The following is a 13,561-nucleotide window of genomic DNA, read 5'->3' as shown; positions in this document are numbered from 1 at the left end:
TGAAAAAGTAGCGGCCAAATGTCAGGCCCATTTTTGCAGAAGGTTTTTGAGGACTTTTTGCACCGTTGTGCGAGGGATGTCTTTTTCGGTTAAGATCACCGGTTTGCCAATACCCTTTAATAGGATCATTTGCAGCGAACCGGACAAATGTTTCTTGTCGAATTTGAAGGCCTCAAAAACTTCGTCTCCGTCGATATCGCCAAGCGGCGGCAGAGAGCCGACCGATTGCACAACATCGTTCAACAAGTTTACATCTTTTTCGCCACACAAAGCAAGAGATTTTGATAGCTCGGCCGCGAACGAAATTCCATACCCGACAGCCTCGCCATGCTTGAAATACCGATAGTTCGTGAACCTTTCGAGAGCATGCGCGAGCGTGTGGCCGAAGTTCAATATTTTCCGGGACTTACCGTCAACGCGACCCGAAGATTCCCGCTCATCGCCGGCGACAATTTTTGCTTTGAAAGCAACATTCGCCGCAATCAAATTTGAAATTTCAGATCTAAAATTCTCGCTTTCATGGTTGTCCGCAAAGGTTTCAACCGGAAAATTCGCGAGCAATTTCTGAGTTTGCGTGAGCAGCGGCTTTCCCGAGATCGCTCCGTGTTTGACCATCTCGCAAAGTCCGGCGGTGAGTTCTCGCACCGGCAATGTCCGCAAAACGCCCGGATCGATCAACACGCCCGAAGGCTGATGAAATGCCCCGATCAGGTTCTTACCGAACGCCGAATTCACTCCAGTCTTTCCGCCGACCGACGAATCGATCATCGACAGCAGCGTCGTCGGAATCTGTAAAAAGCCTAACCCGCGCAGGTAAATTGCCGACGCAAAACCAGCCATATCGCCGACTACGCCGCCGCCGAGAGCGACGACCGCATCGGTGCGCGTTATTCCGGATTCAGAGATGAATTTTAGAGCTTGTTCGGTAGTTTTTAGGCTTTTGTGCTGCTCTCCGTCCTCCATGAGGAAGTGCGTGACGGTGAAACCAGCTTCAGCGAGACTTTCTGTAACGACTTTTCCGTAGAGCTTGAAAACGGTGGGATTCGAGATAACGACGATATTGCCCGCACCATTGCCGAGGCATTTTCGTGCCCATTTGCCGCTTGTAGCAAGCTTTTCGTGGCCGATGATGATCTCGTAGGCCGTCGGCTGGCCGGAGAGTTCGATCTTTAGCGTCTGCGGTTTCATCCGAGAGCACTCCCGATGACGTCAGCCAAACGCTTGGCCTGAGCCTCGATCGAAGCCTGGTCCTTGCCCTCGATCATAACACGAGCCAGGTTCTCCGTTCCGGAATATCGAAGAAGCATCCGGCCCTCGCCATGAAGTTCGCCTTCGATGATCTTTGCCGCCTCAACGATCTCGGGAACCTGATCAAACGGCCGTTTTTCGCCGACTTTGACATTGATGAGGATCTGCGGATACGCAACAAACCCTTCAGTTGCCTGAGAGAGCGAGAGCCCGCGTTCGCTAATCGCCCTCAGCAATGTGAGAGCCGTCATCATTCCATCGCCGACCAGGCTCGTGCGTGGAAAAATAATATGCCCGGACTGTTCACCGCCAACCTCGGATCCAGTTTCAAGAAGCTGTTCAAGAACGTACTTATCACCGACGCTCGCCCGCAAAAGCTTGATGTCCTTGGACCTCAGGGCAAGCTCAAGGCCGATATTGCTCATTACCGTCGCGACGACCGTCGCATTCGCAAGTTTTCCGTGATCCTGTAGATACTGTGCCATTATCCACAGCGTCGCGTCACCATCGACGATCTTGCCGTTCTCATCGACAAACAAAGCTCTGTCCGCATCACCGTCGAACGCCACCCCGATGTCCGCTTTTTCTTCCAGAACTCTTGCCTGCAGATGTTCAAGATGAAGCGACCCGCAGTTTGCATTGATATTTCGGCCGTCGGGTTGGTTATTTATAACCACAACACCGCCGCCGAATTTGTTGAATACCCGCGGCACAAAATCGGATGCTGCTCCGTTCGCGCAGTCCACGACGATCTTGTAATGATTGATCTTGATGTGATCTGCGGCTTCGCTCAGGTAGTTCGCGTATGCAAGCTGATACTTTGCCTCGGCGTCAGCATCTATATGCGGTGCTGCGGACATTTGGGGAACGCGTTCGTCGTAAATGTCTCGTTCTATCAGCCTTTCCGTCGCTTCGTCGATCTTGCTTCCAGTCGGTAAGAAGATCTTAATACCGTTGTCTTGAAATGGATTGTGCGAGGCACTGATAACGATACCCGCATCAAAATCGAACGCTTTCGTCAGATAGGCGACTCCCGGAGTCGTAATAACACCTGCCGATTTGCAATCAGCATTTTCGGCAGCCGCCCCGGCTCTAAATGCTGTTTCGATCCAGTGTCCCGATTCTCGTGTATCCCGGCCGGAAATAAATTTGGGATCACGGCCGAGTTTTTCGCGAAATTGCCGAGCGAGAGCTGCGCCGATGATCTGAACCGTCTTTTCATCTAACGGAAATTCCCCCGCCAGGCCGCGAATTCCGTCTGTTCCAAAGAGTTGCTTCATAGGGAATTTATGCCATAAATACCAGCAAACACATAGTTATACCTTATGCAGAAGGACTAAACAACCGTTAAACATCCATAAGCAATGATTGTATATGCAATAATTTATCTGAAAACTATTGACAACTGCTTAAGGTTTGCGAGAATCTTATACGTGAGTCAGCCTACAGTCGCTTCGAAATCGGACAATTCCAAGCAGCTCTCCGCGATAGTCATATGAAAAAACGCGTTTTATTCGGCCTCGCCATCACCGTAGTCTCAGTAGTTTCGAGCTTCGCACAGTCGAATACGTCGGTCCGCTCAGATCGTGTCATCGTTACGAACACAATGCCAACTCCCGTGCCGCAGGCTGCGAGAACGCCGCTCCCGACGCCGATGCCGTTCGTGCAGCCACGCGTTTCGACGACACCGATAATCGTCGGGCAGGGTCAGAATTTCGCCAGCAACCTGACGTATAAAGGCCTCAGCTTTTCGCAGATCAAGTCCAAACTGGCCGAGGCAAAACGCTATCTTCAAACAAAGCCGTTGACAACTGCTTCGTCGGAACCGGTTGTTTTCACAAGTATTATTCGAGTAGCTTATTACGATACAAAGGATAAACGTGTCGATTCAGTCGTGATGACTAAAGACCAGTTCCTGATGCCGGACGTGCCGACGATGCTTCTGTCAGCCGCCGGACAACAGGTTACGAGCCGCACGATCCGCGGGAACGGCGTCAACACGCCGGTCGTAATAACCGACATAAACGGCGAAGCGTATCTTCCACTTGTCGTCCAATACCCGAGAGAAAATCGCGGCGTCTATCAGGAAATGGCGTATTACACATCAACGCACCCTGGTCTGGTCACGCCAGAAGTAGTTAGTGCGGGAAGGTTCTACGTTCACAACGTCATCGAGATCGCTCGCGACCAATTGCGAAATAAAGGCTATTTTATCCAGCCCAAGGTCGCCGATATTGCTGAGCGTCTCTCCACCGTTGAGCACGTCGACCACTTGCGTTTCCGCACTGAATTTCATCCGAATATCTACAACGATATCTTCACGCTTTACGCTCTGAATGAGGGGAACACGTATCGATATTCCGTCAGTTCTGCCGGAGCGGGCGGAATGGTGCAAATGATCGGGCCTACATACAGAATGGTACGCGAACGGTTTCCGAATGCGGGATTGATGCCTGATTTTGTAGAAGGAATGCGTAACCACGTAAACGCGACGCAGGCGATGTTGCTCTATATGCAGATGACATGGAACGACCTCTCAGCGAGTCCTGTCGTATCAAACGCCCTACTTACCGGCATTGCCACGCAGGAACATCTGATGGCCGCCGGCTACAATTCAAACCCCGCAAAACTCCCCGGCTATATCAGCCGCGGCGGCGAAAACTGGCGCGAACTTATCCCGCGGGAGACGAAGATCTATCTGCAGATATGGAATTCACTTGAAAGTGCGGTGGCTATGGCACCCAGGAAGCAATAGGACTGGAGCGGCAAGAATCCCTGCTTGCCATACCGCAGCTTCTGCGGTGTTATGAACTCGCGTATTACGTAACTTTGTTACAAACCTAACTTCTCAATTCCGTAACGCCGGAGGAACCGGCGTGGCAAGCAGGGATCCCCGCCGCTCCAGTCAAAAGCCATAACCTTTTATTGCCCGCTTTGGCCCAGGATCTCAACTTCGTTTTTGATCTCCGCAAAAGTTTTGGTTACCAAATTCTCGCCCGAAAAGAACGGATCATTCGATGCTTCAAAAATAAAGAACGGCGGCGGAATGTAGTTTTCCATCGCCTCTTTTGTTTCGAAATCCACGCGAGCCGTAGTCAATCCCTGCAGAGGCCCGAGGAAGATGTCGAACGCGACCGCTACTAGATCGATCTCGTGAAAATAGCGGTTCTTGCGAATTTCCTGGCTCGCAGATCTCTCGAACGCGCCATATTCGGCTTCATTCAGATATATTTCCGCCAGTTTCGTAACCGTTCCGTGATCCTCGACGACGGGAAATCGCTGCTGCAGAACACGCGTCCACTTGCTTGAATACGGATCGCGTATCTGCCGAAGCCGGATACGCGTATTCTCGATATAATTGTCGAAGATCTGCAGGTGGCTGCTAGCCGGCGTCAAAGGCTCTGGAAGCCCTTCGACCAGGAAAAGGCGGTGCAATTCAACTTGTGCAGTTTTGTTCATTTACGTAAACTTATTATACTCAGGATTCTGAAAAGTTAGGAGACGTTTCTGTTATGACAGCACGAATTATTTTACTTTCTGCACTCGTTCTTATCTCGCTTCTATCGTTTGGATGCGGCGGCGCAGCGAACACGAACACAGGGGCAAACAATTCACCTGCGAATAGCTCCAACGCAAATAAGCCAGCCAAAGACGAGGTGACAAACGCAGCCCCGACACTCACTCCGGTCTTCAAGGCATACTGTGAGGCGTGGGCCAAAAAGGATGAGGCCGGCATTCGAAAAGCTTATTCCGCAGACACGCTGAAGTATTTCGAGGAAGGAATGAAGGATGAGAAGATCAAGTCCCTCATGAAGTACCTCGAGGACGACGCGATCACAGGAAATATCTGTGAGGCACGTAACGAGGTTATAACCGGCGATAAGGCGATCGCTGAGATCCGCGCGGATAAGTTCCCGAACGGTATCAAGATCGAGTTTGTCAAAGAAAATGGCGAGTGGAAAATGACCAATAAGAGCCCCGAAGTCGATGCCGTTAAGGCGGCCGGAAAAGATCCCGTGGCTCCGGCAAATGCTGCGAATAGACCGGCGGCAGACCCGGCGACGAAAAAAGATAAATAAGACAGTCTTCCAATAATAAAAAAGATCAGATCGAGGCTCGAAACTCTTTTCGAGCCTCCTTTGATTTTGGCTTGCATTCGGGTGCAAACCTGCTAATATCTGCAATTTGTTTGTGGGCAAGAAAGATCTCGCAGACAAGATCAAAACAACTTTGGAGAAACTGGAAACAAAATGAGAACAAATACGATTATCACTGCGGGCATCTTGGCCATCTCGGCCGGCCTCGTCGGCTGCGGAGCACCTGCGGCTAACACCAACGCTAATAAACCAGCGAACACTAACGCTAACAAACCGGCTGCTAACGCTCCGGCAAATACAACAGCAGCGAACACTGCCGCAGCTCCGGCAAGCGACGGCCAGGTTATCAAGCTTGACGAAGCAGGCATCATGATGACGGTGCCCAAAGGCTTCAAATTCAGCAAAGACGGCGAAGACACGATCGTCAAGACTGAGGATGAGGGCGTCGACATCCGTTTCACCGTTCCTAAAGACGGCGATTATGAGAAAGCCATGGGCGATGCTGGAACCGAGATCGACGACTATCTGGACGATGTAAAGATCGAAAAGAAGGATGTCAAAACCGTCGTCGACGGCATGGAAGCAACCACTCTGAGCGGAACGGCGAAGAACGCGGGCGAGTCTCTTGTTTGGAACCTGACGATCATAAAGACGCCGAAAAAGCCGGTTATCGTCAATATTTACGCTGAAAAAGCAAGCCTCGACAAAAACGGAGCCGCCGTCAAGGCCTTCTTCGAAAGCATTAAGAAGCAGTAATTAAAGCATCTACCAATAAAAAATAGCCGTTCGAAAGGCAAGTCTTTCGAACGGCTATTTTTATTTGGCTTCCGATCAAATACCAGCAAACTCCGTTAGTTTCACCTTTATCTCATCCCGTACGCGGCGAAAAACGACGAGTTGCTCATCTTCCGTGCCCGAGGCGTCTGCCGGATCATCAAAACTCCAATGAATACGGGTCGCTTTGCCGGGAAAAACGGGACAATTCTCAGCCGCATTGTCGCAAACGGTTATGACGTAATCGAATGGCTCGCCCAGAAACTCGTCAAGGCATTTCGAACGATGCCCTGAGATATCGATCCCGATCTCTGCCATCGCCGCAATTGCCTGCGGCCGCACAAAACTCGCTATCGTACCGGCACTTTCAACTTCGAACCTGTCACCACCGATCTCACGCAACAGCCCCTCAGCCATCTGGCTGCGTGCAGAATTTCCGGTGCACAAGATCAGAACTCTTTTTTTATTCATACTTTACTCGGTGCGGGCAGCCTGCCCGCCTTTAGAACAAATTGTCGACTAATAAAAAACAATTGGGCTGGCAGCATACCCGCGGTCCGATCAGGTTGCAAAATACCGCTTCTGAAAAAACAAAGCGACATTCACGAGCCCGATAAGCACTGGAACCTCGACCAATGGCCCGATCACTGCCGCGAGAGCTGCACCGGAATTGATCCCAAAAACCGCGACCGCGACTGCGATCGCAAGCTCGAAATTATTACTGGCGGCGGTGAATGACAGCGTCGCCGTTTTTGAATAATCCGCACCGACCTTTTTGCCCATATAAAAACTGACAAGGAACATCACGACAAAATAGATAAGCAGAGGTATCGCTATCCGTACGACGTCAAGCGGAAGTTTTACGATCAGATTTCCCTTGAGGCTGAACATCACAAATATCGTAAAAAGCAATGCGATAAGCGTCAGCGGGCTGATCCGCGGGATAAACTCGCCCTCGTACCACTCCTTGCCTTTCGCCTTGATCAGCACGAACCGCGTTAGCATTCCGGCAACGAATGGTATCCCCAGATATATGAAAACACTTTCAGCGATCTGCCAGATGCTGATGTTAACCGCTATGCCCTGCAGCCCGAAATACGGCGGTAGAATAGTGATAAAAAACCAAGCGTACACGCTGTAAAAAAAGACCTGAAAGACGCTGTTGAATGCCACCAACCCGGCTGCATATTCGCTGTCGCCCTTAGCCAGCTCGTTCCACACGATCACCATCGCAATACAGCGTGCGAGGCCGATCATTATGAGGCCGACCATATATTCGGGCTGGTCGCGTAGAAAAATGATCGCGAGTGCGAACATCAAGATCGGCCCCATCACCCAATTCTGAACAAGCGAAAGGCTCAGGATTTTGGTATTGCGAAAGACTTCGCCGAGGTTCTCATATTTGACCTTCGCGAGCGGTGGATACATCATCAATATCAAACCGATCGCGATCGGAATGTTGGTGGTACCCCAATTAAATTGATTGATCACGCCCTCGACCGCCGGATAAAGATATCCCGTCATCACGCCGGCAAACATCGCCGCGAAGATCCACAACGTCAGAAACCTGTCTAAAAATGAGAGCCGCGTCATAGGATTGCAATTATTTGCTGTCATATTCTTAAGTTGCTCGGCCCTAACGACGCAAGGGCGCATCATTCAACTTTTACCTGGGTTTGCCGGTGCGGTAAAACCCGATACTTCGCGATCCGCCCTCGCACATGCCCGGGCTTTTGCACCTTATTCATCAGCAGCAAGATGTCTGGACTTCATTTTTTCCGCCGATGCCGACAAAAGTTGGCGTGCAGCACGTAGCATCGTTGCTTCTTGCCTCGGGGAGATTGTCCTCGAGCACGGTGAAAACTTCCCATTCGTTTCCGTCTGGGTCGTTGACCCAGGCTTTATCCTGCAAGGCATAGCAGCACGTTGTCTGCATCTCTTCGCGAGGCTCGAGGCCGCGTTCTTTCCATTGTTCACGCAGGGCGATCACATCTTCGGTCGCCGCAACCTGAATTCCCAAATGCGACAAAGCCCCGTGTCCGCTGAAAACGTTCTGATTCAGTGTCAGATTCAACGGCGGCTTCTGCACATCAAACTTCGCATAGCCCGTTCGAACCTTGCTCGGCTCGATCCCCAGCATCTTCTTGTAAAACTCAATGCTCGTCTCAACATCCTTAACGTTCAATGCCAAATGTGCTTTTAGTGTATTTATTGCGGTCATTTTATTTCTCCTTTTCTCGTTATGCAGAAGCCCGCACGAAGTAAGGGCTCTCTTATATATATTTCAATCCAGCTTCTTTCCAACAGAGCCCTTAGTACTGCGTGGGGGCTTCTTCACATATCATTTATGTCTATCCATAATTGATATTCAAACAATAATCCGACACGACATTTATGTCAAGCCATAATTGTCATATGTTATAGTTATTTTGTGGACACTGCTGATAAGTTCAAATTAGAAGAGTTTTTCGCCGCCCTAGCCGACCGCACGCGTCTCCGGTTGCTTAACCTGATGCGAGACGGCGAGGTCTGCGTTTGCTTTTTCGCAGAAACCCTCGGCACCAACAACCCAAAGATCTCACGCCATCTCGCCTATCTAAAACGAGTTAACCTCGTAACCGCCCGTCGCGACGGCAAATGGATGCATTACAGCCTTAACCGGCCGACGGAGCCTTCCGCCGTCAAGATGTTCGATTCCCTTCTCGAGACGTTACAGGCTGACCAGGAAATGCGAGCGGACATCGCGAATCTGTCAAATGTTTGCTGTACCCCGAAATTTGTGTCGATCGCTAGCCGATCAGCAACCGCGGTTGAACGGTGACAACATCGCGAGATTTTGGCATATTTTTAGTGGAACTTTTAGTTTTTAGAGTTCGTAAACATTTCTGACAAGGCGAGGCCCGCGTGCTTTGTAGTTTTAATGGCCTAGGGCAAGATGTTTTCTGGAGAGAAACGCGTTGGAAGCATTAAAGGCTGTGACCGAAATTGATGGAGCGGAACTCGTCAGGCGTGCCCGAGCAGGGGACGGCGCGGCTTGGGAGGACATTGTCTCTTCGTTTTCGCGACGAATTTTCAATCTTGCTTACCGTTTTACCTCCAACATCGACGCCGCCGAAGATCTGACGCAGGATGTTTTCATTCGGGTCTATCGCTCGCTCGATCAATACGATCCTAAACAGGGCGATCTGGCGAATTGGCTGATGCGGCTAGCCCGCAATTTGATAATTGACGATTACCGCCATCGGCAGCGTAACCCGCAAAATACGATGGCAGACGCGGTGGACGACCACCAATACCACCTTCGTGCCGCCGGAACATCGGCCCACAAGGACATGGAACGCAAAGAACTCGCGAGCCAGGTCCAGGAAGGAATTGACAAATTACCCGAGGATCTCAAAACGTGCGTGATCCTGCGTGACATCGAGGAGCTGACCTATCAGGAGATCGTCGATGTACTAAGAATTCCCGAGGGAACTGTAAAATCACGCATCAACCGCGGCCGCATTGAGCTGGCGAAGATCTTGAGAAGAATGAGAGTGGTAACGATTTAGACAAGGGGCAGAAGTTTTTATGATTAAGGAGCAGGAAAACATAATTAATTGTTCGACGTTCGAAGAACTGTTGACCGATTATTTGGACAAGACGCTTGAGAGCACGGCTCACAAGTCTGTCGCGGCACACGCCTTAGCGTGCCCGCTGTGTCATTCCCTGCTCAATGACGTTAAGGATTCGCTCGAAGTTTGCCGCAAGATATCCGCACCGGCGATGCCGATGACGCGTCTCGAGGCCCGTGTGCTGTCGATGACGATGCCGGAGACGGCGATGACCTGCGAGAATTTCGAGGATCACCTGACCGATTATCTTGACGGATTTTTACCCGCAGCGGCATTCCACCGCTGGGAACGCCACGCAGCTCTCTGCAACGCCTGCGAAGACCTGCCGGGCATGGTCGTCCGCTCCATCGCTTCGCTCTATACATATAAGATGGACGAACTCGCGGTTCCCGCAGGGCTTCACGAACGGATCATGAACCTCACGCTCGGCACCGCTAAGCCTGAAGAAGTTAAAGCTTCGCTCACGTCACGCGTCGGCGAATGGGTCCGTGGGCTTAGATTCCCGATCGGCGTTCCGCAGCTTGCTCCGGTCGCGATGATGATCATGCTCGCGTTCTTTATGTTCAGCCAGACGGTGTCGGCTGACGGCTCGATCGCCGGTGTTTATCAGGAAAGTGTTCAGCTTGCTAAGCAAACGTACCAGCAAGGTGCAGATGTTTGGAACGGAAAGGCTGCAGCCGAACAGGCGCCGAATCAGGATCCTGTCACCGGAACCGTACCTGTCTCGAACGGGGGCAATAATTAATGAATTGTGCTTATCACAGTCAAAACGCGGCAGTAGTTAGCTGCAACGGTTGCGGAAAGGCACTCTGCCCGGCGTGCGACCACCGGATCAAAGGCTTCCCGTATTGCCAGGACTGTATAGTTTTGGGCGTAGACCTTCTTCGCCAGCAGCAGACTCAGACGAATCATATCCCTTACGTTAAGAAGCGAACTTCGCCCGTCATCGCGACATTGCTCTCAATGTTCTGCCCGGGCCTTGGAGCCGCATATAACGGACAAACCGTTAAGGCTCTCGTCTATTTCGGTATCTTTATAGGCCTGTTCCAAATGGCACTTTTGTCCGGCACGCCGCTGTTCCTGTTTGGAATGATGGGAATGTGGGGCTTTGCTGCACTTGATTCGTTCCGAACGGCTCAGATGATCCGCTCCGGCCTGACGCCGGATGTGGCGGATGATATTCTGGTCAGGCGTTTTTCGGGGAACCCGAAACTTTGGGGTATCGCTTTGCTCGCTCTCGGATTTGCGTTCGTCTTGCAGAATCTGTTCCCGGTTCGAGGGCTTGTTCGCGGGCTTTTACCGCTGATGCTAATTGGTCTTGGTATCTATTTACTGAAAGGCTATATCTTCAAACCGAAGACCGACACGTCAAAATGGAACCAGTCATCTGCATCCACTAGCTTCGCTTTGACGAATCCGCGCTATAATGAGGCTGACTACAGGGTCGCTCAAAACGATTTTTCCGATCGCTCGCGAAGCGGAAGCTGGAGAGATATCTAGTAAGCAGGAGTTTTATTTATGCTAAAAGTCGCATCCGTCGGTGGCAGTATTATCGCGATCCTCGCGCTTGTTATCGTTTTGTTGAAAGCACTGGTAGGCTTTGTCGGGTTCATTTCGGTAGCGATCAAAGTGTTGATCGTCCTGGCATTTATCGCCGTTTTTGCTGGGGTCGGATTCATGATATTTCGCGGAATGCAAAATAGCCGCCGCCGGGATCAGTAGAAAATAGCTCGCATTCGGGCCATGAGCCGCTCCGATAGATCAAGCTTTGAAAGCTTGCCTTTTCGAGCGGCTTATGTTTTTATAATAGTTCCTGTAAGGTTTTTTTAAGGAAGTTTAAAAATTGGTCACCCACGACAGCAAGAGTTTGCCTGGAAAGGTAAACGCTTGTCTAGGTTTCGCGTTAGTCGCTCGCGGCTATTCTTGCGTGATTCCAAGTATCGTAACTGCAATATGTTACGGTGCGCAAGATCATTAAAAGGAGCTTTAAGGCACAATGCAGAAAAACGATAAGTCGTATACTTTTCTTTTAGCGCATTCATCAAAGACGAAGATCTATATTAAGCGAGTAGCTGTTAGAAAAAGCTATTTGCATTTTGGTACCGTAGGCATTTTTCTATTACTTGGTATTTCAGCCCTCTCGATCGGAATGAGCGGCATCGTTAGAAATGCAGCCCTCGCTGAATCGGCAGCTACTACATCGGCAATTACAACTCAGATCGCAGCCCAACCCGTAGAAATTCCCGCAGCCCAGCCAGAAACAACCTACTACACACGCCCTTCTACCCCGACCGATCTCGCTCTCAACAGCGGCGGCCCGGATGATGGTGCTGAGGTAGATGGCGAAGACAACGAGCTCGAGAATCAACTCAAACAGATCCGTGCCACCACGAATCCGGCATTCCTGCCGACCATGTGGGCACACCTCGGCAAGATAAATAACGAATTTGGCTTCCGACGCAATCCGTTCGGCGGACGCTCTTACGAGTTTCACCCGGGCATGGACATCGACGGCGAACGCGGCGACATGGTCATCGCTCCGGGCAACGGAACGGTCATCAAAGCCGGCTTTACCGGCGGTTATGGCAACATGGTCGAGATCGACCACGGCAACGGCCTGACGTCACGCTACGGCCACATGTCGAAGATCGAGACTGAGGTCGGAGCCACCATCACCCGCGGCCAGCTCATCGGCCTGATCGGCTCCACCGGCCGCTCGACCGGCCCGCACCTTCACTACGAACTCCGTCTCAACGACAAATCGATCAACCCACGCCACTTCCTCCCGGCCGAGCCGACGGACCTGACGAAGATCGAGAAGAAGTAGTTTTTCTTAACAAGAACAATGCAGAGAGAGGCCATCCGAAAGGGTAGCCTCTTTTCAATTACGTCGCACTCGAATTGAAAGTTTGGTCGAACGAAATACGCTCTTTATCGAGGACGATCGCTGTGATTGGTAGAGTTATTTTGCAGATCGGTCGAACGTGTTTGGTCGTAAGATCCTGACCATCGCTTGATCTTGCTCAAAATTGGTTCATCGAACGAATCGGCAACTCGAATCGCCGATCTATCTCTCGCGAAAATTTAGTTTTTCGTATTTCGGCTCCGCCTTGAGGTCGTGCCTTTTCAGGAACTCCCAAGCCTTAGAGTTGATCTCGCCCGACTTGCCGTAATAGTCGTGCGTGTGGCCGTTCATCTCGTGATAGTCGACTGTAAACCCTGCGGCGGTCAGAGCATCGCGCGTCGAACGCACCGCAGCCACCGGCACCATCCGGTCGTCGGTTCCGATAAATATCGAGAATGGTACCTTACGCTTAGCCTCGTTGATCATCGAGCTGTTGCTCTTCGGCAAAGCCCCGGCGTGAATCGCCGTCGCCGCAAAATACTCCGACTCCAGCAGAGAAAAATAGATCGCGATCCCCGCACCCGCAGAATGCCCGAACAAATACACCCGCTTTGCGTCGACCGGATACTTCCCTTTCAGACTCTCGACCAGCTCATAAATATAATCGGGCCCGTCCGCCGGTATCGCCCAGCCCTTCAAGTCCGAAGCGTCCGGCCCCGCGATAATAAACCGCTCCTTCTTGGCCAGGTCCTTCCACTTCTCGGCCAGCGACATCCCGTTTCGTCCAGAACCATGAAGCAAAACGACTAAAGGGACTGGCTTCTCAGCATCCAACCTCTCCGGCACAAACAAATAATAGACCCGCTCCTTCCCACCCGACTTGATCAGCGTCTTCTCAATATTCTGAGCGGAAACTGTTATTTGAAGGCCGCCAAGAGCTGCCAGAAATAAGGTGAATGTGAGTGTGAGAGTTTTCATATTCT

The 13,561-nt window shown here is 51.1% G+C and carries 16 protein-coding genes; 9 read left to right on the top strand and 7 right to left on the bottom strand.

Annotated elements, in window-relative coordinates:
• Window positions 1-21: 21 nt before the first annotated feature.
• Window positions 22-1,188: a 3-dehydroquinate synthase gene (gene aroB, locus IPG22_13755; GenBank protein ID MBK6589352.1), complete on the bottom strand. Its 1,167-nt coding sequence runs from the start codon at window positions 1,186-1,188 to the stop codon at window positions 22-24.
• A complete protein-coding gene (gene glmM, locus IPG22_13750) occupies window positions 1,185-2,528 on the bottom strand; it encodes a phosphoglucosamine mutase (protein ID MBK6589351.1) in 1,344 nt (447 codons plus the stop codon). The genes aroB and glmM overlap by 4 nt, the downstream gene beginning before the upstream one ends.
• A gap of 215 nt (window positions 2,529-2,743) precedes the next feature.
• On the opposite strand from glmM, the gene IPG22_13745 reads away from it, so the two are divergent.
• On the top strand, window positions 2,744-4,003 hold the full coding sequence (locus tag IPG22_13745) for a hypothetical protein (protein MBK6589350.1): 1,260 nt from the start codon (window positions 2,744-2,746) through the stop codon (window positions 4,001-4,003).
• A gap of 167 nt (window positions 4,004-4,170) precedes the next feature.
• On the opposite strand, the gene IPG22_13740 is transcribed toward IPG22_13745, so the two are convergent.
• Window positions 4,171-4,707 carry a hypothetical protein gene (locus IPG22_13740; GenBank protein MBK6589349.1) on the bottom strand — a complete coding sequence of 179 codons (537 nt, stop codon included), beginning with the start codon at window positions 4,705-4,707 and terminating at the stop codon, window positions 4,171-4,173.
• Window positions 4,708-4,760: 53 nt separating this feature from the next.
• Here IPG22_13740 and IPG22_13735 point away from each other — a divergent pair, with 53 nt between their 5' ends.
• Both IPG22_13735 and IPG22_13730 read left to right on the top strand, forming a co-directional pair.
• On the top strand, window positions 4,761-5,327 hold the full coding sequence (locus IPG22_13735) for a hypothetical protein (GenBank protein MBK6589348.1): 567 nt from the start codon (window positions 4,761-4,763) through the stop codon (window positions 5,325-5,327).
• Window positions 5,328-5,498: 171 nt separating this feature from the next.
• Window positions 5,499-6,101, top strand: coding sequence for a hypothetical protein (locus tag IPG22_13730; GenBank protein ID MBK6589347.1), 603 nt, complete (start codon window positions 5,499-5,501; stop codon window positions 6,099-6,101).
• A 75-nt stretch (window positions 6,102-6,176) separates the two neighbouring features.
• On the opposite strand, the gene IPG22_13725 is transcribed toward IPG22_13730, so the two are convergent.
• From IPG22_13725 to IPG22_13715, 3 genes are all read right to left on the bottom strand, one after another.
• A complete protein-coding gene (locus IPG22_13725; GenBank protein ID MBK6589346.1) occupies window positions 6,177-6,590 on the bottom strand; it encodes an arsenate reductase ArsC in 414 nt (137 codons plus the stop codon).
• 90 nt (window positions 6,591-6,680) lie between these two features.
• On the bottom strand, window positions 6,681-7,712 hold the full coding sequence (gene arsB, locus IPG22_13720) for an ACR3 family arsenite efflux transporter (GenBank protein ID MBK6589345.1): 1,032 nt from the start codon (window positions 7,710-7,712) through the stop codon (window positions 6,681-6,683).
• A 154-nt stretch (window positions 7,713-7,866) separates the two neighbouring features.
• Entirely contained in the window at window positions 7,867-8,331 is a 465-nt protein-coding gene (locus IPG22_13715) for a VOC family protein (protein MBK6589344.1), read from the bottom strand.
• 219 nt (window positions 8,332-8,550) lie between these two features.
• Here IPG22_13715 and IPG22_13710 point away from each other — a divergent pair, with 219 nt between their 5' ends.
• The 6 genes from IPG22_13710 to IPG22_13685 all read left to right on the top strand — a co-directional run bounded on the left by IPG22_13710 (window position 8,551) and on the right by IPG22_13685 (window position 12,560).
• Window positions 8,551-8,940 (top strand): metalloregulator ArsR/SmtB family transcription factor, encoded by a 390-nt coding sequence (locus IPG22_13710; protein ID MBK6589343.1) that lies wholly within the window; start codon window positions 8,551-8,553, stop codon window positions 8,938-8,940.
• A 136-nt stretch (window positions 8,941-9,076) separates the two neighbouring features.
• Window positions 9,077-9,670 carry a sigma-70 family RNA polymerase sigma factor gene (locus IPG22_13705; GenBank protein MBK6589342.1) on the top strand — a complete coding sequence of 198 codons (594 nt, stop codon included), beginning with the start codon at window positions 9,077-9,079 and terminating at the stop codon, window positions 9,668-9,670.
• Window positions 9,671-9,689: 19 nt separating this feature from the next.
• Window positions 9,690-10,478: a hypothetical protein gene (locus tag IPG22_13700; GenBank protein ID MBK6589341.1), complete on the top strand. Its 789-nt coding sequence runs from the start codon at window positions 9,690-9,692 to the stop codon at window positions 10,476-10,478.
• Window positions 10,478-11,233 carry a hypothetical protein gene (locus IPG22_13695; GenBank protein ID MBK6589340.1) on the top strand — a complete coding sequence of 252 codons (756 nt, stop codon included), beginning with the start codon at window positions 10,478-10,480 and terminating at the stop codon, window positions 11,231-11,233. Before IPG22_13700 ends, IPG22_13695 begins: the two co-directional genes overlap by 1 nt.
• Window positions 11,234-11,251: 18 nt before the next feature.
• Window positions 11,252-11,455: a hypothetical protein gene (locus tag IPG22_13690; GenBank protein MBK6589339.1), complete on the top strand. Its 204-nt coding sequence runs from the start codon at window positions 11,252-11,254 to the stop codon at window positions 11,453-11,455.
• A gap of 274 nt (window positions 11,456-11,729) precedes the next feature.
• Entirely contained in the window at window positions 11,730-12,560 is an 831-nt protein-coding gene (locus IPG22_13685) for a M23 family metallopeptidase (protein ID MBK6589338.1), read from the top strand.
• A 240-nt stretch (window positions 12,561-12,800) separates the two neighbouring features.
• On the opposite strand, the gene IPG22_13680 is transcribed toward IPG22_13685, so the two are convergent.
• Entirely contained in the window at window positions 12,801-13,556 is a 756-nt protein-coding gene (locus IPG22_13680) for a dienelactone hydrolase family protein (protein ID MBK6589337.1), read from the bottom strand.
• Window positions 13,557-13,561 lie beyond the last annotated feature (5 nt).

Source organism: Acidobacteriota bacterium (assembly GCA_016703965.1).
Lineage (GTDB): Bacteria > Acidobacteriota > Blastocatellia > Pyrinomonadales > Pyrinomonadaceae > OLB17.
This window is presented reverse-complemented; position numbering and strand designations above follow the sequence as displayed.